The following is a 23,504-nucleotide window of genomic DNA, read 5'->3' as shown; positions in this document are numbered from 1 at the left end:
GTGGGGGTATGTCCGGGTGACCGCGAAACCGACCCAGAGATGAGTAGGCATAACCGTCGTGAACCCATATAGTCGGCACATGCTCCTGCCACGCACCCGCCCGTCGTCGTCCGCCGTGGGACGAAATCCGCGTACCCGTCTCCGCAAGGCCGCCGTCGTAGCCTCGGCGGCCGCCCTGGTCCTGGGACCGATGGCGGCGACGGCCTCCGCGGAGCCGGCCCCGGCGCCGAACCTGCCGGCCGATCTGGCCACGGCCGTAGCCCGGGATCTGAAGATCTCCCCCGACGAGTACCTGCACCGCGCCGATGTCGCGCAGCAGGTCGGCACGTTCGCCACCACCGCGCAGCGGCAGTTCCCCCAGGCCTTCGCGGGAGCCTGGCTGGACGACGCCGGCAAGGGTGTGGTGGCGCTGGCACCGGGGCAGGGCTCCGACGCCGCCCGCACGGCCGCGCAGGATGCCGGCTTCCAGGTCAAGGACGTGGCCAAGAGCGAGACGGTGCTGCGCGGCGAGAAGAACGCCTTCCAGCAGTGGCTGTCGACCCAGCCGGAGCCGGTCGCCGCGGCGGTGCGCGGCGTGGTCGTCGACACGGTCAACAACAGCATCGCGGTGCGGGTGGACAAGCCCGGCCTGCCGCTGCCCGGCTTCGTCGACCCGGCGCACGTGATCGTGATGGCCGCGCCGCCGGTGGGCCCCGAGCAGTCCGAGACGGCGGCCACCCCGATCGCCGGCGAGCAGGGCCCCGGCCCGTACGCGGCCGGTGACGGCTACGCGTCGGTCGCGGGCCGGATGAAGCTGGTCTGCTCGTCCGGGTTCAACGGCACGGACCGCAACGACAACGTCGTGAACATCACCGCCGGCCACTGCGACCCGAATATCCCGGCGGCCGGTACCGCCAACGCACCGGGCATGTTCGAGCTGCTGCCGGGCAACAAGACCGGCGCGCAGCTGGGCACGTTCGAGAAGTCGGTACTCGGTGCGCAGGACTACTCGATCGTGTCGATCAACGACGATGCGCGGGATCGGTTCTCCAACAACACGGTTCGCGTCCCGGGCCAGGCCCCGATCGCGATCACCGGCGTGGCGGCCCCGGTGGTCGGCGCCCCGGTCTGCAAGTCGGGTTCGCGCACCGGCTTCTCCTGCGGCGTGGTGAACGCCGTCGACCAGACGGTGGACGTCGACGAGCGTCAGCTCACCCAGGCGTTCTCGGCCAACATCTGCGCCCTGCCGGGTGACAGCGGCGGCCCGATCGTGACGGGCACCCAGGCGCTCGGCATCTCCAGCGCCTCCTCGGTGGCCGACTTCCCGATCTGCGAGATCCCGAACCTGATCGGCGCCCTGACCGGCGACGCCCCCCAGTTGTTCGCGCAGCCGTTGACCACGGTGCTGTCCGACAACCCGGGCCTGCGGGTGCGCACCAGCTGAACCCCGGAGTCAGCGGCGAGGGGCCGGCGGCGATCATGCCGCCGGCCCCTCGTGCGTTTCGCGGAGGATCGGCCCGTGGTCGCCCGGGCCGGGGCGGCGGCCGCACTGTAGGCCCACTGTCCGGTGAAACGGCGGTCGACCGGCAGCGAAGGGCAGTATCTCGGCGCGTGCCCGGTCGGGCATCCTGGATACATGTGTCTGATTCTGGTGGGCTGGCGGGCCCACCCGGAGTACCGGTTGATCGTGGCCGCCAACCGGGACGAGTTCTACACGCGGCCAACCGAATCCATGCGGGTGTGGCCCGAGGTTCCGGGACTGCTGGCGGGGCGGGATCTGGGCGCCCGCAATGCGGTCCCGAGCACCTGGCTGGGGCTGATGCGGCCGCAGCACCGGTTCGCCGCGGTCACCAACGTGCGCGGGCCGGCCGAGGGGCGCATCGACGCCCGCTCGCGGGGTGCGCTGCTGATGGACTACCTGCGCGGCGAGGTGGGCCCGGAGAAGTTCGTCCGCGGCGTCGCTGCCGCGGCGGACGACTACAACGGTTACAACCTGGTGGTATCCGACCTGGAAACGCTGTGGTGGCACAGCAATCGCAGCGCCCACACGCCGCACGAACTGGTACCGGGCCTGCACGGCCTGTCCAACGGCGCGCTGCTCGGCTCGGCGGCGGCCGGACCGGACGGCATCCCCGCGGTCGTGCACACCGACAACGGCGCCGCGGCATGGCCGAAGGTCCGCGACGGACTCACGGCCCTGCATGCGGCGATCGACGCGAATCCGGGCGATCCAGCGGGCTATTTCGACGTCCTGGCCGACCGCACGACCGCGCCCGATGACGAGCTGCCGCACACGGGCCTGCCACACCGCCGCGAACGGGCCGTCTCGGCCCGTTTCGTCGCCGACACGATGCACGGAACGCGGTGCAGCACAGTGCTACTGGTCCGGGAGGACGGCGCCTACACGGTGGCCGAGCGATCGTTCGGCCGACGCGGCCACCCCCAGGGCGAGGTGTCGTTCACCGGCAGCCTGAAACTACCCACCTGAACCTGAACCGCCGCCACAACCGGCGCACCGGTGTTACCCCAGCCCGGACAACACAAAGCACCGCCACCGGCTTACCTGTACTCGGGAAAGCCGGTGGCGGAGTTGGTGGTCGGTGATCTTCGGGCGCGACCCTGCCGTTGTTCGGCAACGGGCCGGGGTTCCGGTCCGGTTCAGCGAGACGGTCAGCTCGGCTGGACCTCGCCCGCGGCCGGAGCGACCGGTGCGGGGGCGGGCGCCGGTGCCGGGGCAGGTGCCGGAGCCGGCGGCTTGACGTTCGGCGAACCCTGGAGATCCGTCCACGGCGTCGTGCCGGGCGCTGCCTGCAACGTGTTGAGCATCTCGACACCGGCGGTGGTCACCGTCGGGCCGCTGCCGATGGCCGCACCGACGAGCCCGAGACCGGCCGCACCCACGACGGCTCCTGCGACGGTGCCGACGAGGGCACCGACGACGAGCCCGGGGATGCAAGCGGTGACGGCATCGGCCACGCAACCGACCGCCGCACCGGTCGCCAGGCCGAGCACGGCACCGACCCCGATGCCCAGCACGCCACCGATGACGGCGCCGATCACGGTGCCACCACCGGCACCGAGGCTGAGCTTGGTCGCGAAGTCGTTGATCGCGCGCTGATTCTCGAGATCCGACGCGATCGGCTGGACGACCGCGGTCAGCGGACGGCTGGTGTCGAGACCGGCAGGCTTCTCCGGCGTCAGCTCCAGGACGGTGTTGTCTTCCTTCACCGCCGCCGCGACCGGGACCGGCATCCCGGACAGGCGGAAGCTCAAGGGCATCTCCAGCGCGACATGGCCCGTCTGGTTCTTCACCTCGAGCACCTGCTGCCGCTGGTCGGGCGTGGCGCCCGGCTTGTCGACCAGCTCGAAGGTTCCTCCCTTGAGCTTGGTGACAACCGTCTTGTCCACCACCTGGCTGGCGTAGTCGATGTACTCGGCATCGGGTTGGGCGGGCGCCGGTGCGGGATCCCCGTACGCGGTGCCCGCGGCTACGGTCATCGCACCGATGACCAGCGCGCCGGCCGCAGTGACTGCGCGGAACTTCATTCGGTCTTCCATTCCCTCATCAGGTCGCACCGCACACCGCCGTCTCACGAACGCGCTCCGACAGTGCACGAACCACGTGAGGGTGTGCAAAGTGCACACGACGACGCGAGCCTAGTCGAACCCGGGCCGGAATGAGATCTTTAGTTCGCAGTCGATGGCGTTCGTCACGCAGTGGCAACACCGGCACGATTGCCCGAGCGAGACTCGGCTCGAACGACTACGGGAGGACCGCCTCGAATGTCGACGAGCGGATCCGGTCCCTCTCGCCCGAGAGGAGCCGGATCACCCACCGCGAATTCTGTTCGTCTACCGCGAAACTCAGTTCGGCTTACGAAATTCAGTTCGGCTGCTGCGGCGCGGCCGGCTGTTGCTGGGCGGCCGGCTGTTGCGGCATCGGCTGCTGCTGGACCACCTGCTGTTGCTCAATGGCCGAGTCGGTCCACTTGGTGGTGCCGGCCGGCGCCTGCAGCGTACTGACCAGATCGGTGCCCGCGAGCACCAGCGTCGGTCCGCCGACCACGACGGTCCCGAGAATTCCGCCGATGGTCGCGCCGGTCGGCAGGCCGACGAGACATCCGACGATCACCCCGAGCAGTCCGAGCGCGCAGCCGACGACCGCGCCGATGGCGGTGCCGACGAAACCGCCGATGGCGGTCGAGAGCCCGAAGTAGGTGGAGAAATCACCCAGCGCCCGCTGATTCTCGATCGGGGACGCCACCGGCTTGGCGACGGGCTTCACGTTCAGGGGCTGATCGGCCGGCAGTCCCGCGGGCCGCTCCGGCGTGACGACCAAGGTCTTGGCGTCGTCCCGCAATTCCGACCGCACCGGAATCGCCTGATCGGCTATCCGGTATTCCAGCGGAAAGCTCAGAACCGCATTGCCCTTACCGTCCTTCAAGGTCACCATGGTCGGCGACTCGGGCTTACCGGAGATATCGGCCGGCGCACCGCCGCTTTCCGTCGGTAGGCCGGAGATTTCGGAGGCCGAAGGCGAAACCGGATCGGCCTTGGTCAGCTCGAAGGTCCCTCCGTCACCCAGCCGGGCGACGACCGCCTTGTCCTCCTGTTTGACCGAGTACCCGATGGTCTGCTCGGTCGATGCCGCGGGTTCGGCGTGGGCGGTACCAAACCCGACGGTCAGGGCGCCGATGGCCAGGGCGCCCACCGCAGTAGTGCTGCGGAAATTCATTCGGTTATCCAATCCATATTCAAGTGTCGCTGCGCACCTCCACACCGCGAGAGCCCACGCATCCCTCAAGTCGCCACTAGGTCCGAGCGACCTGCGAGAGACCCTCCCCGAGCGGCGCGAAGAAAGCACAGCAGGCAGGACGAAGTGAGCCTAGTTCAACGACCGACCAGAAGCGAGATCCGTTTTCCGCCAGTCGAACTAAGCCTGTCCTGCGTAAATGGACCGGAATGACCCGGTTATACGGTGTTATCCGAATCGCATCGTCACAAAACCGTAAGGCCAGTGATTTGGGACACATCACGGCCCGGTCCAGGCCCGGCCGAATCGGCTCACCCACCGGCGCGGCGTGCAGGATGGACAGCTAAGTTACCGGCGGGTAACTTAACTGAAGTTAGGATGCGTGCAACGCCGACGGCAACAGCCCTGCCGCCGGTGCTCGTTGAACCGAAGGAAGGTCGCGACATGAATGCCCTGACAGTGACGCTGGGCGTGATAGGAGTGTCGTTCAGCCTGGTGGCTTGGGCGTCATTCTTCGGCGGGGTCGGCAAGATGGTCCGCGCCATCATGATCGGACAACCCGCCCCGGACCGCTGGCGGCCGTTCTTCCCGCGCCTGAAGCAGATGCTCGTCGAGTTCCTGGCGCATACGCGGATGAACAAGTTCCGCACCGTCGGCTGGGCGCACTGGCTGGTGATGATCGGCTTCCTCGGCGGGTTCATCCTGTATTTCGAGGCGTACCCGCAGACTTTCGATCCCGAGTTCCATTGGCCGATCTTCGGCGACTGGGGGATCTACCACCTGTGGGACGAACTGCTCGGCATCGGCACCATCATCGGCATCCTGGTGCTGATCGTGATCCGCCAGCTCAACCACCCGCGGGTGCCGCAGCGGCTGTCGCGGTTCAGCGGCTCGAAGTTCGGCCCGGCGTACACGATCGAGCTGATCGTGCTGATCGAGGGCCTCGGCATGACGATGGTCAAGGCCGGCAAGATCGCCACCTACGGGCACGCAACCATGTGGAGCGACTTCTTCACCATGCAGGTCGCCAAGTTGCTGCCGTCCAGCGTCGCGATGGTGTCGGTGTTCGCGTTCGTCAAGATGGTCTCGGGCAGCACGTTCCTGCTGCTGGTCGGCCGCAATATCAACTGGGGTGTCGCGTGGCACCGGTTCGCGGCGTTCTTCAACATCTACTTCAAGCGCGAGGACGACGGCGGCGTCGCCCTGGGTGCGGCGAAGCCGATGACGTCCAAGGGTCAGCCGCTGGTCGACATGGAGGCGATCGACCCGGACGAGGACACGCTCGGCGTCGGCAAGGTGGAGGAGTTCTCCTGGAAGGGATGGCTGGACTTCACCACCTGCACCGAATGCGGCCGCTGCCAGAGCCAGTGCCCGGCATGGAATACCGGTAAGCCGCTGTCGCCGAAGCTGCTGATCATGTCGCTGCGCGACCACGGCGTGGCGAAGGCGCCGTACCTGCTGGCCGGTGGCCGGAAGGATATGGGCGGCGACGAGATCGGCCTGGTGGACGGCGAGGGCAAGCCGAGCGAGTCGGCGCTGGCGAAGATTTCGGAGGCGGCGAAGGCCGAGGCGGAGCGCCCGCTGGTGGGCGGCGAGGACGTCGGCGGCATTATCGATCCGGAGGTGCTGTGGTCGTGCACCACCTGCGGTGCGTGCGTGGAGCAGTGCCCGGTGGATATCGAGCACGTCGACCACATCATCGATATGCGCCGCTACCAGGTGCTGATCGAGTCGGAGTTCCCCTCCGAGCTGGCCGGCCTGTTCAAGAATCTGGAGAACAAGGGCAACCCCTGGGGCCAGAACGCCAAGGACCGGCTGAACTGGATGTCGGAGCTGGACTTCGACATTCCGGTGTACGGACAGGACGCCGAATCCTTCGAGGGCTACGAATACCTGTTCTGGGTGGGCTGCGCGGGCGCGTACGAGGACCGCGCGAAGAAGACCACCAAGGCCGTCGCCGAACTGCTGGCCACCGCCGGCGTGAAGTTCATGGTGCTGGGTCAGGACGAGACCTGCACCGGCGATTCGGCGCGGCGCGCGGGCAACGAATTCCTGTTCCAGCAATTGGCCATGCAGAACATCGAGACGCTGAACTCGGTGTTCGAGGGTGTCGAGGATGCGAAGAAGAAGATCGTCGTCACCTGCGCGCACTGCTTCAACGCGCTGAACAACGAGTACCCGCAGGTGGGCGGCGACTACGAGGTCGTGCACCACACCCAGCTGCTGAATCGCCTGGTGCGGCAGAAGAAGCTGGTCCAGGTGAAGCCGGTGTCGGAGAAGGTCACCTACCACGACCCGTGTTATCTGGGGCGGCACAACAAGATCTACAACGCGCCGCGGGAGCTGATGGGCGCCTCCGGTGCGAAGGTCACCGAAATGCCGCGGCACGGTGAGCGTTCCATGTGCTGCGGCGCCGGCGGTGCCCGCATGTGGATGGAGGAGCAGCTCGGCAAGCGCGTCAACCTGGACCGCACCGACGAGGCACTGTCGGCCCTCGGCGGCGGCAATGAACCGTCGATGATCGCCACCGGCTGCCCGTTCTGCCGCGTGATGCTCACCGACGGCGTCACCGCCCGCAAGGATTCCGGTGAGGTCGGCCAGGGCGTCGAGGTCGTCGACGTGGCGCAGCTGATGCTCCAGTCGATCGACCGGGTCGAGCCGGGCGCGCTGTCGGAGAACCTGAAGGTGGTCCAGGAGCCGAAGAAGGCGCCGGAACCCGTTGAGCCGGAACCCGTTTCGGAGGTCGAACCCGCGGCCGAGGCAGCCGAGGCGGCCGAGACCAAGGCCGCGCCCGCAGGTAAGGGCCTGGCCATGAAGGGCGGCGGCAAGGCGCCCGGCGGTGGCGGATTGGCGATGAAGGGCGCCGCGAAGGCACCCGGAGCCAAGGCGCCCGCGGCCGAGGAATCCGGCGATGCTCCCGCCGCGCCCGCGAAGGGCCTGGGCATGAAGGGCGGGGCGAAAGCACCCGGCGGCAAGGGTCTCGCGATGAAGGGTGCGGCAAAAGCACCCGGAGCCAAGGCCGCTCCGGAGACGACCCCGGACGAGGCATCCGCGGAGACTCCTTCGGCTCCTACCGCCAAGCCCGGCGGGCTCGCGATGAAAGGCGCCGCGAAGGCGCCCGGGGCGAAGGCACCGGGCGCGAAAGCGCCTGCCGCCGAGCCCGATTCGGAGGAGAAGCCGGCCTCGGCTCCCACGGCCAAGCCCGGCGGGCTGGCCATGAAGGGCGCCGCCAAGGCACCCGGCAGCAAGGGGGCCAAGGCACCCGGGCCGAAGCCCGCGGCGGCGGACGAGCCCGCGACCACGGCGGAAACCCCGGCCGAACAAGCCGATTCGGGTGCGACCGAGACCAAGCCGACGGTGGCGCCGAAGGGACTCGCTATGAAGTCCGGGTTCAAACGCCCCGGACCGAAGGCACCCGGCGCACCGAAGCCGGCACCGGCCGAGCCCGCCTCCGAACCGGCCGCCGAATCCGCACCGGAAACCGAGCCGGAACAGCCTGCGGCCGAGGAAGGTTCGGCGGACAAGGGCAACGGCACGGCGGCGCAGCCGCCGACCGCCAAGCCCGGCGGCCTCGGTTTCAAGTCCGGCGCCAAGGCGCCCGGCCGCAAGAGCTGATACCGCGGCAGCCCGTCATCCCGGTGCGCTTGTGGCCGGAGTCCACACGCACCGGTGACGGGGCCCGGCGAGAGCATGCCGGGATGCCACCGCCCGGCCTATAAGCGACTGCCCGGGTTCTACGTCCCTCGACTGGGCGTAGGACCCGGGCAGAAGTTCATCGGCGACCTCATCACGCGGATCCCAGCGTGAGCGCCACCGGTAGCCCGACCGTGGCTCAGCGCATGGTCGGGTGGGCCTGCGCGAAGGTCCGTCGGTTGTCCTCGAGGTCCTCCGCGACGTAGACGGACAGGCACAGGGGCTGTCGAGTTCGTGGACGATCGTCGCCCGGTCCGCCACGGCATTGCGGAAGTGCTCGTCCGCATCGCCCACGTACACCCGGGCCATGTGGTTCGGCGGGGGGTCGGATCGCTCGCCGTCCAGCTTGCCGATCCTGCACCCCACGACACAGCCCGCACCGGGAGCTCGAACCGGCCGGCGTCCCGGCCCCCGGCAGGCACGCCGAAGAATCCCGCGGCCGGGACGCCGAAGAAGTGAGCAACTGTAGCTTTGAACAAGATATACCCCGCTGCACAGATTTGTTTCATGTCCATCAGACAACTACGGAGATCCGTGGCGGAACGCGTGTCCCATATTTGCCGACCAGCAAACGATATCGACGCAACGAGGACTGCAGCAATCCACTCTCAGTTATCCACAGGAGCTATTTCCGCAGCTAGTTGAGGCAGTCTTGAGTCAGACAGCGGCCCATCTGTGACTTGCGCCCTAGTTGGAGTTTGACTGAACGATTGCCGAGATCTAGGTTTCTCCCTGCCTAGGTTTTAAAGCAAAACTTTCACCGAAAACCGGTCCGGAACCATCACGGCGCTATCACGTATCAATCACGGGCGGCGCGCCGGTCGCGCTGCCCGAAATCCCCCACAAGGAGCATCAGTGAGCAGAAGAATGCTGTCCCTCGTCGGTGCGGCCGCCGGAATCGCGCCGATCATCGTCGCCGTCCTCCCCGCCGCGGCCGCGAGCGCGCACGGCTACGTCTCCTCGCCACCGAGCCGTCAGGCCCAGTGCGCCGCCGGCACGGTGTCCTGCGGTGACATCAGCTACGAACCGCAGAGCGTGGAGGGCCCGCAGGGCCTGAAGAGCTGCGGCGCCGACAAGTACCCCGAACTGGACGACGACTCCAAGGGCTGGAAGGTCACCGACGTCGGCAACAAGGTCGATTTCACCTGGGCCAACACGGCCCAGCACAAGACCGCCAACTGGGAGTACTACATCGGCGACACCCAGGTGGCGAAGGTGGACGGCAAGAACGAGATGCCGGGCGACACCGTCACCCACAGCATCGATCTCAGCAAGTTCACCGGCAAGCAGAAGCTGCTCGCCGTCTGGAACATCGGCGACACCTCGAACGCCTTCTACTCCTGTGTCGACCTGAACGTCGGCGGCGGCGAGGGCTCCGGCACCACGGCGCCGACCACATCGTCCCAGCCGAGTTCGTCCCAGCCGGCCACCAGCGCCCCGGCGACCACCACCCCCGGCGGCTCGACCTCCTCGCAGCCGACGTCCTCACAACCGACGTCCGCGCAGCCGGCCCAGCCCACGACGAGCGCTCCGGCGACGTCGACCCCGTCCGGTGCCAACTGAGTCGGGAGGGCACCGGATCACGGGCCGGACCCCCTCGGCCGGGCCCGTAGGCAGCAGGCATGAACGATTCGGCGGCATGATTCCGGCTGCCGAACGGACGACCGGCTGCCGATGAGAAGCGAATTCGGCTGCGGCACTGGCTCCGCAGCCGAATTCGTTCATCCCCATACCCCAGGTCCGCCCCGTCGACTGCCAAGTGGGGCGGACCCGGGTGCGGGATGGCGAGGACCGGTCTGCGGTCAGTCCTCGCCCCCGCCTCCCACCGCCAGAGCCGTCGTGATGACCACCGACAAGGGTGGGAGTGCGCTGTCGCGGCTCGGCGGGCGGACCCAGTGGCACCCTTCTCGGGTCCAGCGGCCGAGACCGGTCGGCAACATCACGGCGCTTCCGACGGCGGGAATTCCGATGTCCAGGCGGTTGAGCACGTCCAGCACCTGGGTGCCGGGGCGGCTGTCGGGAACCACCAGGAAACTCCAGCGGATCTGCCGGGCCAGCATCGGTCCGGCCAGGTCCTGCTCGGCGAGGGAGCCCCGGACCCGTTCGGCCCGGACCGTGGGCAGGTGCACGATGCCGATGCGGCTGGTGATCGGAAGCATCACGAAGCCGCCGCGCTCGTAGACCGGCAGGTCGTACTCGTGCCGATAGAACGCCACCCAATCCTCGACGGTCCTGAGTTTCTCCACGTTCACGGCGAGCTCCCTCGATCCTTTCCCAGGATCCCGCCCCCCGCGACGAATCTGAAACGCCCGCACACCCTCCTTGCGCTGCCCTTCCGCTGCCCCTGCCGGAAATGCCGGGAAAAGGGTTGATACCAGCTCGGTTTCGGCTGTGGCCGTGATCACCACACGCTCGTATTCTGGGTTACGGAGTTCGTGCGGAAGGGATGACATCGTGGTCCGGCACTGGTCAGGTAAGGAGGCCCGCGCCCTTCGCGATGCCAAGCGGATGAGTATTCGGGAGTTCGCGGCGCATCTCGGCGTGCACGAACGTCTGGTGTCGAAATGGGAGGCGGGGGGCCTCCGGGTGCACCCCCGTCCGGTCAATCAGGCCGCGCTGGACACATCCCTGGCCAGGTCCGACGAGGTAGTGCGGGCACGGTTCGCGGCGTTGATCGATCAGCCGTTGATCGATCGAACCGAACCTGATTTCGAAGTGCGCCTGGATAATTCGGCGCCTGCCAACTATTCGAGCGACGCGGAACTTTTGGCACTGGTCGACACCGGTGCGATGAGAAGTGATGTGTTGGCCGAGATTTCGGAGAGGGATCTGATCATGGCGGCTGCCCATGAAGCTAGCGAGCACGCCGGTCGGGCCGAGACCACCAATGTGGGTGCCACCGCTCTGGAGCAACTCGACGCCGATGTCTCGCGCATTGCCAATGATTACGTCCACGTACCTCCGGTTCCGATGATGGTGGAAATGCTGCGGGTGCGCAGACGGGTTTATCGGCTCCTGGAGGGACAGCAGAAGCCCTCGGACACAACGCATCTGTACCTACTGGCCGGTATGTTGTCGGGGCTGCTGGCCAACGCCAGCACCGACCTCGGCTATCACGACGCCGCCGGCGAACAGGCAAGGGCCGCCTGGGCCTACGCGGAACTGTGCGAGCACAACGGCTTGCGCGCCTGGACCCGCGGCATGCAGGCGCTGATCGAATACGGCGCGCAACGGCCGCGACGCGGGGTGGTGCTGGCGCAGAACGGCCAGCAATACGCCGAATCGGTGACGGCCCGGGTTCGGCTGCACAACATCGAGGCCCGCATCTGGGCGAAACTGGGCAGCCCCACCGATACCGAGCGCTGCATCGGCAACGCCGACACCGCCCGCGACGGCTCCACCACCGACAACCTGCACGACGAGGTCGGCGGCGTCTTCGGATTCAACGAGCCGAAGAGCCAGTACTACGCCGGCGCCACGTATATCCACCTGGGGCAGGCCGAGCCGGCGCTGCGCGCGACCCAGCGCGCCATCGAGCTGTATACGACCGGCCCCGAGGAGCGGCGCTCCTACGGCGCGGAGTCGCTGGCCCGCGTGGACAACGCCACGGCGCACCTGATCAACGGCAGCCTCGACGGCGCCGCCGACGCGCTGCACCCGGTGCTGACACTGTCCGAGGACAAGCGCATCGCCCAGCTGGAGGAGCGGCTGAGCGGGGTGCGCCGGCGCATCGCCGGCCCGGAGTTCCGCGATGCGGTCGAGGCCCGCCAGCTGGACGAACGCATCGAGGAGTTCTGCGGGGCCGGCGTCGTGCGCGGAATGATCCCGGTGAATTCGACATCCTGAGCCGTGTGTTCCGGCATGCGAATAACGGCTTGCCGGCGACTGGCACCATAGGACGGGTGAGCCCTACCAGTCATTCCCCGCATCAGCCCCCGCGCGTCCTGGAGCAGTCCACCAAGCTCCAGAACGTCGTCTACGAGATCCGGGGTCCGGTGCACGCACATGCGGCACGACTGGAGGCCGAGGGCCACCGCATCCTCAAGCTCAATATCGGCAACCCCGCGCCGTTCGGGTTCGAGGCGCCCGACGTCATCATGCGCGACATGATCGCGGCGCTGCCGAATGCGCAGGGGTATTCGGAGTCGAAGGGCATCCTGTCCGCCCGGCGCGCGATCTTCACCCGCTACGAGCTGGTGCCCGGCTTCCCGGAGTTCGACGTGGACGACGTCTATCTGGGCAACGGCGTGTCCGAGCTGATCACCGTCACCATGCAGGCGCTGCTGAACAACGGCGACGAGGTGCTGATCCCGGCCCCGGACTACCCGCTGTGGACGGCGATGACCAGCCTGGCCGGCGGCACACCGGTGCACTACCTGTGCGACGAGTCCATCGGCTGGCAGCCCGATATCGCCGATATCGAATCGAAGATCACCGACCGGACCAAGGCGCTGCTGGTGATCAACCCCAACAATCCGACGGGCGCGGTGTATTCGGCGGAGGTGTTGCAGCAGCTGGTCGACCTGGCGCGCAAGCACCGCCTGCTGCTGCTGGCCGACGAGATCTACGACAAGATCCTCTACGACGACGCCAAGCACATCTCGCTGGCAACTTTGGCGCCCGACCTGCTCTGTTTGACTTTCAATGGCCTGTCCAAGGCCTACCGGGTGGCGGGTTACCGCTCCGGATGGCTGGTGATCACCGGGCCGAAGGAGCATGCGGCCGGCTTCCTGGAGGGCATCGATCTGCTGGCCTCCTCGCGACTGTGCCCGAATGTCCCCGCGCAGCACGCTATTCAGGTGGCCCTCGGCGGGTATCAGAGCATCGAGGATCTCATCCTGCCGGGCGGGCGGCTGCTCGAGCAGCGGGATGTGGCCTGGGAGAGGCTCAATATGATTCCCGGCGTCTCGTGCGTGAAGCCGAGGGGCGCGCTCTACGCCTTCCCGCGGCTGGATCCGGAGGTACACGAGATCCACGACGACTCCAAGCTGATCCTGGATCTGCTGCTGCAGGAGAAGATCCTGATGGTGCAGGGCACCGGGTTCAACTGGCCGCAACACGATCATCTGCGGATCGTGACGCTGCCGTGGGCGCGGGATCTGGCGGTGGCGATCGAGCGGTTCGGCAACTTCCTGGCCAGCTATCGGCAGTGAACCCGGACCGGCCGCAGCACGGCAACCAACTGGGCAGTCGACCCTGGAGTAACAGACCGTAAGTATGGAAACATAGGTTTTTAGAGACTTAGCTAGCACAAAGAATGGCCGTTTGTGTACAGTAGTCCTCGGCACCGAGAGTGCCCCGGCCGAGCCGCCTACCCCCCTGGGCCGCTCGGTCCCGGGTTCGACCGCCTACCCCCCTGGGCGTCGGATCCCCGGGCGGCGGAGACATCCCCCTGCTCTCCGCCGCCCCTCCCCCGATTCCGTGCCTCCGGTGAATCCCCAGCGCCCGTTCGGCTTTCGCATCCGGCCGGAGGCATCCACGATCGGCCACCCACCGTGACGTTATCGAGAATCGGAACCAATTAGGCTCGCAGCGGTGAGCGACCATCACCATCATCACGACCACTCCGGACCGATCGCGATCGGCGCCACCGCGGCGAAGGTCGTCGTCGGGCTGCTCACCGGCATCGGCGTGCTCGTAGTGATCGGCGCCGCCCTGCTGTGGCCGAGCGACCAGCACGTCGACATCCCGCTGCCCATGCAGAACGCCGGCGGCGGGGCGGTGCACACCGAGGCCGGCACCGTCACCATGCAGGACATCGGCCCCTGCGGCAGCCTGTCCAACGGACGGGTGTTCGACGACACCCCGCAGGCGCCGCACAGCGGCGCCTACACCTGCCAGCGCAGCCTGATCTCCATCGACTCCGGGCCGGACGCGGGCAAGCACACGCTGATGGAAATCGCCCCCGGCCCGGGCCAACCCGATCTGCGCGCCGGGGACGAACTCCGGATCGTGCGGCAGGCCGACCCGAGCGGCGAAACGCTCTACTCCTTCGACGACTACGCCCGCGGGTTCCCGCTGACGGTGATCGCGCTGGCATTCGTGGTGGTGATCGTCGTGGTCGCCCGCTGGCGCGGGTTGCGGGCCATCCTCGGGCTCGGGTTCGCGTTCCTGGTGCTGGTGCTGTTCCTGCTGCCGGCGCTGCTCGACGGGAAACCGGCCGTGCCGGTCGCACTGGTGGCGGGGTCGCTGATCCTGTATGCCGTGCTGTATCTGGCGCACGGGGTGAACCTGCGCACCAGTTCCGCGCTGCTGGGCACGCTGAGCGCGATGGTGCTGGCGGCGGTGCTGTCCTGGGTGGTGTTGGAGGTCACCCACGTCACCGGATTGTCGGAGGAGCAGAACACCAACGTCGCCACCTATCTGGAGCATGTGAGCATCACCGGACTGCTGCTCGCCGGATTCATCATCGGCTCGCTCGGTGTGCTCAACGACGTCACCATCACTCAGGCGGCCGCCGCGTTCGAACTGGCCGCCCTGGACGAGAAGGCCACGCGCCGTGAGATTTTCGCGGCGGCCATGCGGGTGGGCCGGGACCATATCGCCAGCACCGTGTACACGCTGGTGCTCGCCTACGCCGGTGGCGCGCTGCCGCTGCTGCTGCTGTTCTCGGTGGCGGGGCGCTCGTTCCGCGACGTGCTCACCGGCGACGCGGTGGCGATCGAGATCACCCGCTCCGCGGTCGGCGGCATCTGCCTGGCGCTGTCGGTGCCGCTGACCACCGCGATCGCGGTGCTCCTGGCCAGGCCCTTCGGTCAGCGACCGGCTCCCGCTCCGCCGCGGCGAGCGCGCCACTCCAGGCCCGCGGAACCCGCGGCGCGCTCCGCACGCCGCTCGTCTCCCGACGCCGCGGCTCCGGGCACCGGCCCGCGCCGCGCTGTCTCGGAGCGCGCCGTCCCGGACCACCCGCGCAGGGCCGCCGCCGGCCGCCCGAATCCCGCGAGCCCCAACCGCGCGCATCGCCGCCCGCCCGAGGACGTGTCGCCGCCCCGCACCGACGAGCCCGACGACGACGCGACCCCACCCACCGGCTGGCCGGCCTTCCGCCCGGGTGACACCGCACCACCCGGACCCGGATCTCCCGGCTCCCCGTACCCCGACCCGGGCCACCCGCCACGCCGTCCCCCCGGGCGCGGATGGTCACCGGACAACGGCCCGGACACCTACTGATCCGACGCGAATCACCAACGAGCCCAAGGCCGCTCGCCACCCCCGGCACACCCCGGTCAGCACGACGTCTTTCGGCCGGATCCACGCCGTGATCACTACACCGGGCCGGCTCGGACCGCGGACACGGGCCCGACGCGCTGCTGACCCATGACCTGACCGCCGCGTCGTCGGAGCCGAGCGGTGGCAACGGAACCGTCGTGGCCGGGTGATCGAGCACCGGTGCTGCCCGGCTTCCCCCAGGGGCCAGGCGAATACGCATCAGCGTTGGTGCTGTGGTCCCGGTGGGAGCTGCGGGAGCAGCGGGGGGATCGTCGGGACGACTATCGGGGGCAGGCCCGGGACGACGATCGTGTTCTGGTTGGGCGGTGGGGCTTCCGCCTCCGTGGGGGCCTGCCGACGCTGCGAGGGCGGCGGCGGGGCGACCGCCTCGTTGGTGGTGTCGCTGGGGGCCGCGGGGACCGAGGGCTCCAGCGCGGCCGGGCGTGGGGACGTGCTGGGCACCGAGCTGGGAGCGGAATTCTCGTGCGAATCCCCTTGCAGCACTTGCGGCCCCCAGCCCATGCCCAGGCCCAGCGCCGAGACCACCACCAGGGTGGCCACCGCGATACCCGCCACGCTCAATTCGCGCCGACGACCGTGCGAGTCCCGCCCGAGCGTCGCGCGCCGCCGCTCGGCCCGCGTCGAGGCACCCGCCGACCAGGGCAGAGACAGCTGCTCGGTCCGATCGTCGAACGTCGCGGCCGAATGCGGCTGCGCCATCGGCGGAGTCGGTCGGCCCAGCAGCGCCGCACCGCGCACCACCACCGACTCGGGATCCGGCGGCACCGTCACCGGCATGCCCAGCCAGCGCTCCAGAACCCGTGCCACGAGCGGAATCCGGGCGCAGCCGCCGATCACCACCACCGCCTGCACGGCCTGCTCCGAACGGGTGATCACGTCCCTGGTCATCCGGGCCGAGGACTCCACGGCCAGCATGATCAACGCCTCGAAGCTCTCCTGCGAGATCAGCACCAGGCCGTGCTCGGACGGCAGCGCGACCGCCGTGGTCGTCGACAGCTGCTCCTTCGCCTGCCGGCACAGCTGATCCAGCTCCGCCAGCCCCGCCGGGTCGGCCGGGTGGGCGATCCGGCCGGCGGTGATCTGCTGTTCCCGGATCAGCGAATCCAGATAGTCACCGCTGATATCGCTGGTGCGCTCGCTGTAGTGGACCTGGCGGCCGGCGACATCGACCACGCTCACCGACAGACCCGAACTACCCAGGTCGTACAGCGCGATGGTGCGCAGGCCGGGCAGCTCGCCGGCGGCCTGCAGAAACTCCAGGGCCGCCACGACTTCCGGCACCAGCTCGTAATTGGTGAGCTGGCGGCGGGCCAGCGCACCGCGCACGGAGCGGGCATGCTGCTCGGAACGGTAGGCGACGGACGTGGCGGTGATATCGGGCGCCGCCGCGAGCGCGGCGCCGACCGCCTCGGCGGCCACCTCCGCCACCCGCTGCTCGCGCACCTGCGCCGCTTGGAGATCGAAACGGTCGGGGGCGAAATGTCCGGCAGGATTCCCGGGGTGCGGCCGCGCGACGCGAATGACGCCGGCCCCCACCGAGACTCCCAGTACCGAACTCATCTGCTGCCCATCTCGTCTCACTCCAGGACATGCGCGAGGCTGCCGCCCCTCACCTTCGAAACACCGATGGCCGGCGTTGCTCCGCACTGCGCCCGCCGCTGCGCTCGCGAGGCCGTTCGTAGTCGGTTAGGCTGTTTTCCTCCGGCCCTCCTCCGGCTCCTTCGCCGCCACGGGGTGCAGCCACTCTACCTGCCCGACACCCTACGATGTGCCGAGCCCTGCGTACACCCATCCGCCCTCCCGCCAGCGGGCGCGTTCGAGACAGTTGCGGCCGTCGATGATGGACCTGCCGCGCACCACCGGATCCAGGTCCCGCGGATGCAGGGCGGTGAATTCGGCCCACTCGGTGAGCACCAGCACCACATCGGCACGGTCGCACGCCTCGGTGACGGAGGTGGCGTAGTTCAGGGTCGGGAAGACCTTGCGGGAGTTCTCCAGCGCCTTGGGGTCGTACACGGTGACGACGGCTCCGTGCAGCTGGATCATGCCGGCCACGTTGAGCGCGGGCGAATCGCGCACATCGTCCGACTCGGGCTTGAACGCCGCACCGAGCACCGCCACATTGGCGCCCAGCAGCGATCCGCCGCAGGCCCGCGCGGCCATGTCGACCACCTTGGTCCGGCGCCGCATGTTGATGTTGTCGACCTCGCGCAGGAACGCCAGCGCGTGGTCGGCGCCGAGTTCGCCGGCCCGGGCCATGAAGGCGCGGATGTCCTTGGGCAGGCAGCCACCGCCGAAACCCAGTCCCGCATTGAGGAATCGGCGGCCGATGCGGGCGTCGTGGCCGAGCGCGTCGGCCAGCACGGTGACGTCGGCGCCGGTCGCCTCGCAGACCTCCGAGACCGCGTTGATGAACGAGATCTTCGTCGCCAGAAAGGCATTCGCGGAGACCTTCACCAATTCCGCGGTGGCCAGGTCGGTCAGCAGGAACGGCACCTCGGCCGCGAGCAGGTCGGCGTAGATCTCGCGGACGAGATCCTCCACCCAGGCCGCGTTGTCGCGGTCCCGGTCGACGCCGAGCACCAGCCGGTCGGGGCGGACGGTGTCGCGCACCGCGAAACCCTCGCGCAGGAACTCCGGATTCCAGGCCACCTCGACGTCGACGCTCGCCGCGGCCCGGGCCCGGCGGCCCAGCTCGACGGCGGTACCGACCGGAACGGTGGACTTGCCGATGATCGCCGACGGGCGCTCCAGCATCGGCGCCAGCGAATCCACCACGGCGTGCACGTATTTCAGGTCGGCCGCGTACTCGCCCTTCTTCTGCGGCGTGCCCACGCCGAGGAAGTGCGCGTCGGCGTGCGCCGCGGCCTCCTCGTAGGAGGTGGTGAACCGCAACCGGCCGGCATCCAGGTTCCGGCGCAGCACGTCCTCGAGCCCGGGCTCGTAGAACGGCACCACGCCGTCGGACAGCTTCGCGACCTTCCCGGGGTCGATATCCACCCCCACGACCTCGTGCCCGAGCTCCGCCATGCACGCGGCATGAGTGGCTCCCAGATACCCCGTCCCGAAAACTGTGAGGCGCATGATCGATTGGTAAGCGCCGGCGATGGCCGCACCGCATCATCGAGGCAAGAGTCCGGGCAACAGCTGGTGTACATGTGGAAACCCGCAGCTCGGAGGGGTTCCGGCGGCCCGTGCCGTTCAGCCGGGCACACGAATCGTCATGCCGGGCAGAGCCAGTCGCCGGCGCCGGGCCTCGGTTCGGATCCGCCCGGCGAGGGCGGGGGGAAATGCTGCTGCAGGGTGAAGGCGAACGGCGTGGGCCCGTGGTCGCGCAGACGGCGCAAACGGTCCTCGGCCTCGGCGGTGGTCGGCCGGTGTCCCGCGGGCACCCACCAGCACACGTGCGTGGCCTCGCGCATGCGCTGGAACCACTCCCGGCGGCGCTTCAGGATCACGCGGTGCATCTCGCCGTAGGTGAACGCGGCCAAGTGCTCGACGTCGCACCACACCGACATGTTCACGATCACGCCCACGCTGTCGGCGGTGTCCCACTCGAAGGCGCGGATCGCGGTCGCGTCGCCGTCCTCGGTCTGCAACCGCCAGAGAAAGCCCGGCGCGACATCGGCCGCCGCGTTGACCGGCTCGAGCGCGGCCACGAAATCGGCGAGCCGCGGATCTTCGAGGGAGGCGAGCAACCGGGCGATGTTCACCTGGGCAAGTTCGAACGACATGAATACCACTGTGCCAGCGGTCACCTCCGGTCCGAAGGTATTCGCATCGGTATCGACCACTGTGCGCGTTCCCCGGCCACCCCGGTGACCGGACACGGTGGCGATAGCATCGAGCGGGTGTGGAGGCGGTGGGGGAAGGTAGCCGGGGCACTGGGGGTGGTCCTCGTCGTGCTGATAATCGCGCTGTGGCCGGTGTATGTGCGGCCGCGGGTGGATCAGCCGGCGCGTGCGGACGCCATCCTCGTGCTCGGCGGGGCGCACGACGGTCGCGAGGAGATGGGGCTGCGGCTGGCGCGCGACGGGTACGCCCCGGCGGTGGTGTTCTCCGATCCGTACGGCAACAGCGCCCTGATGAATCGGATCTGCCACGGCGGGTACAGCTTTCGCGTCGAATGCTTCGCTCCGGACCCGCCCACCACCCGCGGCGAGGGCCGGGAGCTGGCGGCGCTGGCGCGCGAGCGGGGCTGGCAACGGGTCATCGTGGTGACGTGGACCCCGCACATCTCGCGGTCGCGATACATCCTCGGAAAGTGCTGGGGCGGTGAGATTCTCCTGGTGGATCCGCGCCCGCACCTCTCGATCACGCGGTGGGCGTACCAATTCGGATATCAGTCCGCCGGTTACGCCAAGGCGCTGTTCGAGGATTGCTGATCGGTAGCGCCCCTTTCTCATCCCATCATGTGACGTAACAAGTACGTAACTGGCCGGAAAAGTGGACTCTACATTCACCCGAGACCCTCACTCTTCGAGCCTGCTCTCATCGAGCCGGATTGAGGAGTTTTTGTGGTCGACGTAGACACCCGCCGGGCGAATTCGGTCGCGGCGACGAAGGAAACGCTGGAGGATTACACGCTGCGCTTCGCGCCGCGCAGCTACCGCAAGTGGAGCCCGGCGGTGGTCGGCGTCTCGGCTCTCGGCGGCATCGCCTACCTGGCGGATTTCTCCATCGGCGCCAATATCGGCATCGCCAACGGCACCGGCAACGCGCTGCTGGGAATCGGTATCTTCGCCGTGATCATCATGATCACCGGATTCCCGCTGGCCTATTATGCCGCCCGCTACAACATCGATCTGGACCTGATCACCCGCGGCAGCGGCTTCGGATATTACGGCTCGGTCGTCACCAATCTGGTGTTCGCGTCGTTCACCTTCATCTTCTTCGCCACCGAGGGCTCGATCATGGCGCAGGGCCTGGAATTGGGCCTGCACATTCCGCTGTGGATCGGCTATCTGGTGTCGACGCTGATCATCTTCCCGCTGGTCATCTACGGCATGAACACACTGGCCAAGCTACAGGTCTGGACGACGCCGCTGTGGCTGCTGCTGATGGTGGCGCCATTCCTGTTCCTGCTTGTGCGCCACCCGGATTCGGTCGGCACGTTCTTCGCCTACGGCGGTAAGGACGGCGCCGGCGTGAGCATCACCGGCGCGCTGCTGGCGGCCGGAGTCTGCCTGTCGCTGATCGCGCAGATCGCCGAGCAGATCGATTACCTGCGCTTCATGCCGCCGAAAACGCCGGAGAACTCCCGTAAATGGTGGAGCTGGATGCTGCTGGCCGGGCCCGGCTGGGTGATCTTCGGTGCGATCAAGCAGGTGCTCGGTCTGTTCCTGGCGGTCTATCTGATCGCGAATATCCCGGGCGCGCAGGACATCGCGAACCAGCCGGTGCACCAGTTCCTGGAGATCTACCGCGATATGATGCCGGGCTGGCTGGCGATGACGCTGGCGGTGGTCCTGGTGGTGATCAGCCAGATCAAAATCAATGTGACCAACGCGTATTCGGGCTCGCTGGCGTGGACGAACTCGTTCACCCGCGTCACCAAGACCTATCCGGGCCGGCTGGTGTTCCTCGGCCTGAACCTGGTGATCGCGCTGGTTCTGATGGAAGCCAACATGTTCGACTTCCTGAACGACATCCTCGGCTTCTACGCCAACTGCGGCATCGCCTGGATCGTCACCATCGCAACGGATATCGCGATCAACAAGTACCTGCTGAAGATCTCGCCGAAGCAGCCGGAATTCCGCCGCGGCATGCTGTACAACGTCAACCCGGTCGGCCTGGTCGGCTTCGGGGCGTCGGCGGTGCTGTCGATCATGGCGTTCTTCGGCCTGCTCGGCGAGACCCTGAAGCCGTACTCGCCGATCCTGGCGGTGGTGATCTCGTTCGTCCTCACCCCGCTGATGGCCGTGGCCACCAAGGGCAAGTACTATCTGCGGCGCACCGACGACGGCATCGACCTCCCGATGTTCGACGAATACGGCAACCCGTCGGGCGAAACCCTCCCCTGCGCCGTCACCGGAATCGAATTCGAACGCCCCGACATGATCGCCTCGGCCGTCCCGGGGCCCGAGGGCGAGATCCAGTACATCAGCTCGCTGGCACTGTCCACGGACAAGTCCGGGAGCCACGTGCTGCCGGAGCGGTAGCGAACCAGCACTCCCGAACGCGCGCCGCGTCCCGACGGATCGTCCGTCCGGGCGCGGCGTTTCGCCTGTCTGCGGGGGTTCGCCTCGCCGTATCGCCCGGCACCGCGCAGGCGCGAGAGCTGCGGCGGGACCCGCACACCCACTTTACATACGCCCTTGTATCTCAGATACGGATCCGTATAGTTGTGTTCGCGGTCACTCGCGCCCTGCGGGATGGCGTCGGAGCGTCGCTCCGCTGCGGGTGATCACGAGCCGAGATGGGTTGTCGGGCCGAGGGCGGCTTCGCCCCGGGTCGGGCCGACGAGCGCCGAGGAGGACAGACATGCCGTCGACGAAACCGGGCGAGTGGGTCGACGCGGGCACGAGGCTCGCCGACATCGATTTCGATCAGTTCCGGATGAACATCCCGACCGACCGCTACACCAGCCGCGCATACGCCGAGCGGGAAGGCGAGCAGATCTGGATGCGGGTCTGGCGCGTGGCCGGCCGGGTGAGCGAACTCCCCGAGGCCGGCGATTGGAAGGAGTACCGGATCCGCGATCAGTCCTTCCTCGTCGTGCGCGGCAAGGACGGTGTGATCCGCGGCTTCGTCAACGCCTGCCGGCATCGCGGCAACCGGCTGTGCCAGGGCAGCGGGAATGCCAAGCGCGGCTTGCTGTGCCAGTATCACCTGTGGTCCTACGACCTGGAGGGCCGGCTGCGCGGCGTGCTGCGCGAGCAGGAGAACGTGCTGTCCGCGCTGGACAAGCAGGGCCTGTCGCTGCTGCCGGTCTCGGTGGACACCTTCGCCGGATTCATCTTCCTCAACCCCGATCCCCACGCCGCGCCCCTGGCCGAGTACCTGGGCGGCGAGGTGGCCGAGCTACTCGAGCCCTATCACCTCGACGAGATGGTCACCGTGCTCGATGTGCGGGAAGCCTTGGACTGCAACTGGAAAGTCGTCATGGACGCCTTCGAGGAGGGCTATCACATCTCCGGCATCCATCCGCAGTTGCTCCGGGTGATCATGATCGACCCGGCGAAGAGCCGCTACAAATTCTTCGACAGGCACAGCGTGTCGATGGCACCGTTCGAGGTCGCCAACGCCGACAAGTACGGCCCCCAGGAACAGGTCGAGGGCATCCTCGAGCTGCCCGAGACCTTCCCCTCGGTGCAGGCGGTGCTGCCGCGCTTCCAGGAGCTCGTCGACGAATACCGGGACGGCGACGCGGAATTGAGCTTTCCCGAGGGCGTCACCGCCCGCACGCTGCTACAGCGCGCCACCCGCGAGACGCTCACCGGAATGGGCCTGGACGTCAGCTGCCTGACCGATGCCCAGATGAGCGACAACCACGGCTGGATGCTGTTTCCCAACTTCTTCATGACCATACGTGCGGGAGAGGCCACGGTGATCATGGCCGAACCGCATTCCGACGGCGACCCCAACCGCTGCTACTGGCACATCATGAGCTTCATGTGGCTGCCCGACGAATACAAGGACGCCTTCAAGGCCGAGCACATCGAGGTCGAAGAGCCCGGTAGCTACAAGTATTTCCTTGCCCTGCAACAGGATTACGAGCAGATGCCGCGCCAGCAGATCGGGCTGCGCAACGACCGGCTCGAATTCATGTCGCTGGTCAAGGAGGAGGTCGTGATCGCCCACTACCACTCGGTGGTCGACCGGTATCTGGCCGGCGCGAGCTGAACTT

15 protein-coding genes and 1 pseudogene are annotated in these 23,504 nt (G+C 68.0%); 10 read left to right on the top strand and 6 right to left on the bottom strand.

All coding sequences use genetic code 11. The features are described 5' to 3' along the window. The first annotated feature begins 79 nt into the window (after positions 1 to 79). Positions 80 to 1,423, top strand: coding sequence for a S1 family peptidase (locus D892_RS0113345; RefSeq protein WP_024801713.1), 1,344 nt, complete (start codon positions 80 to 82; stop codon positions 1,421 to 1,423). 192 nt (positions 1,424 to 1,615) lie between these two features. Then, positions 1,616 to 2,467, top strand: coding sequence for an NRDE family protein (locus tag D892_RS0113340; RefSeq protein ID WP_024801712.1), 852 nt, complete (start codon positions 1,616 to 1,618; stop codon positions 2,465 to 2,467). A gap of 182 nt (positions 2,468 to 2,649) precedes the next feature. On the opposite strand, the gene D892_RS41105 is transcribed toward D892_RS0113340, so the two are convergent. Both D892_RS41105 and D892_RS0113330 read right to left on the bottom strand, forming a co-directional pair. Beyond that, positions 2,650 to 3,525, bottom strand: a complete 876-nt coding sequence (locus D892_RS41105; RefSeq protein WP_198036890.1) for a hypothetical protein — start codon at positions 3,523 to 3,525, stop codon at positions 2,650 to 2,652. 337 nt (positions 3,526 to 3,862) lie between these two features. Next, entirely contained in the window at positions 3,863 to 4,714 is an 852-nt protein-coding gene (locus D892_RS0113330; RefSeq protein WP_024801710.1) for a hypothetical protein, read from the bottom strand. A 462-nt stretch (positions 4,715 to 5,176) separates the two neighbouring features. Here D892_RS0113330 and D892_RS0113325 point away from each other — a divergent pair, with 462 nt between their 5' ends. Further along, a complete protein-coding gene (locus D892_RS0113325; protein WP_024801709.1) occupies positions 5,177 to 8,347 on the top strand; it encodes a (Fe-S)-binding protein in 3,171 nt (1,056 codons plus the stop codon). Between the two features lie 933 nt (positions 8,348 to 9,280). Further along, the gene (locus D892_RS41100) at positions 9,281 to 9,988 is read left to right on the top strand and encodes a lytic polysaccharide monooxygenase auxiliary activity family 9 protein (RefSeq protein ID WP_232236078.1); all 708 of its coding nucleotides are present in this window, start codon (positions 9,281 to 9,283) and stop codon (positions 9,986 to 9,988) included. 239 nt (positions 9,989 to 10,227) lie between these two features. Here the strand turns inward: D892_RS41100 and D892_RS0113315 are convergent, their stop codons facing one another. Beyond that, positions 10,228 to 10,677, bottom strand: a complete 450-nt coding sequence (locus tag D892_RS0113315) for a hypothetical protein (RefSeq protein WP_024801707.1) — start codon at positions 10,675 to 10,677, stop codon at positions 10,228 to 10,230. 256 nt (positions 10,678 to 10,933) lie between these two features. Here D892_RS0113315 and D892_RS0113310 point away from each other — a divergent pair, with 256 nt between their 5' ends. The 3 genes and pseudogenes from D892_RS0113310 to D892_RS41095 form a co-directional block, all read left to right on the top strand. After that, a complete protein-coding gene (locus tag D892_RS0113310) occupies positions 10,934 to 12,271 on the top strand; it encodes a DNA-binding transcriptional regulator (protein ID WP_084161057.1) in 1,338 nt (445 codons plus the stop codon). Positions 12,272 to 12,318: 47 nt separating this feature from the next. Then, on the top strand, positions 12,319 to 13,578 hold the full coding sequence (locus tag D892_RS0113305) for a pyridoxal phosphate-dependent aminotransferase (protein WP_024801705.1): 1,260 nt from the start codon (positions 12,319 to 12,321) through the stop codon (positions 13,576 to 13,578). Between the two features lie 382 nt (positions 13,579 to 13,960). Next, positions 13,961 to 15,226: pseudogene (locus D892_RS41095) on the top strand (YibE/F family protein); the annotation flags it as partial. Positions 15,227 to 15,853: 627 nt separating this feature from the next. Here the strand turns inward: D892_RS41095 and D892_RS0113295 are convergent. The 3 genes from D892_RS0113295 to D892_RS0113285 all read right to left on the bottom strand — a co-directional run bounded on the left by D892_RS0113295 (position 15,854) and on the right by D892_RS0113285 (position 19,389). Continuing rightward, complete coding sequence (locus D892_RS0113295) at positions 15,854 to 17,215, bottom strand: Hsp70 family protein (protein ID WP_063629959.1); 1,362 nt, start codon at positions 17,213 to 17,215, stop codon at positions 15,854 to 15,856. 201 nt (positions 17,216 to 17,416) lie between these two features. Beyond that, positions 17,417 to 18,739 (bottom strand): UDP-glucose/GDP-mannose dehydrogenase family protein, encoded by a 1,323-nt coding sequence (locus D892_RS0113290; RefSeq protein WP_024801702.1) that lies wholly within the window; start codon positions 18,737 to 18,739, stop codon positions 17,417 to 17,419. 137 nt (positions 18,740 to 18,876) lie between these two features. Beyond that, positions 18,877 to 19,389, bottom strand: coding sequence for a DUF3291 domain-containing protein (locus tag D892_RS0113285; RefSeq protein ID WP_024801701.1), 513 nt, complete (start codon positions 19,387 to 19,389; stop codon positions 18,877 to 18,879). A gap of 117 nt (positions 19,390 to 19,506) precedes the next feature. Here D892_RS0113285 and D892_RS0113280 point away from each other — a divergent pair, with 117 nt between their 5' ends. From D892_RS0113280 to D892_RS0113270, 3 genes are all read left to right on the top strand, one after another. Beyond that, the gene (locus D892_RS0113280; RefSeq protein WP_036568814.1) at positions 19,507 to 20,040 is read left to right on the top strand and encodes a YdcF family protein; all 534 of its coding nucleotides are present in this window, start codon (positions 19,507 to 19,509) and stop codon (positions 20,038 to 20,040) included. Between the two features lie 132 nt (positions 20,041 to 20,172). Beyond that, positions 20,173 to 21,816 carry a cytosine permease gene (locus tag D892_RS0113275; protein ID WP_036567009.1) on the top strand — a complete coding sequence of 548 codons (1,644 nt, stop codon included), beginning with the start codon at positions 20,173 to 20,175 and terminating at the stop codon, positions 21,814 to 21,816. A gap of 322 nt (positions 21,817 to 22,138) precedes the next feature. After that, positions 22,139 to 23,500 (top strand): SRPBCC family protein, encoded by a 1,362-nt coding sequence (locus D892_RS0113270; protein WP_024801698.1) that lies wholly within the window; start codon positions 22,139 to 22,141, stop codon positions 23,498 to 23,500. Positions 23,501 to 23,504 lie beyond the last annotated feature (4 nt).

The sequence above is a fragment of the Nocardia sp. BMG51109 genome (assembly GCF_000526215.1).
Taxonomy (GTDB): Bacteria; Actinomycetota; Actinomycetes; order Mycobacteriales; family Mycobacteriaceae; genus Nocardia.
This window is presented reverse-complemented; position numbering and strand designations above follow the sequence as displayed.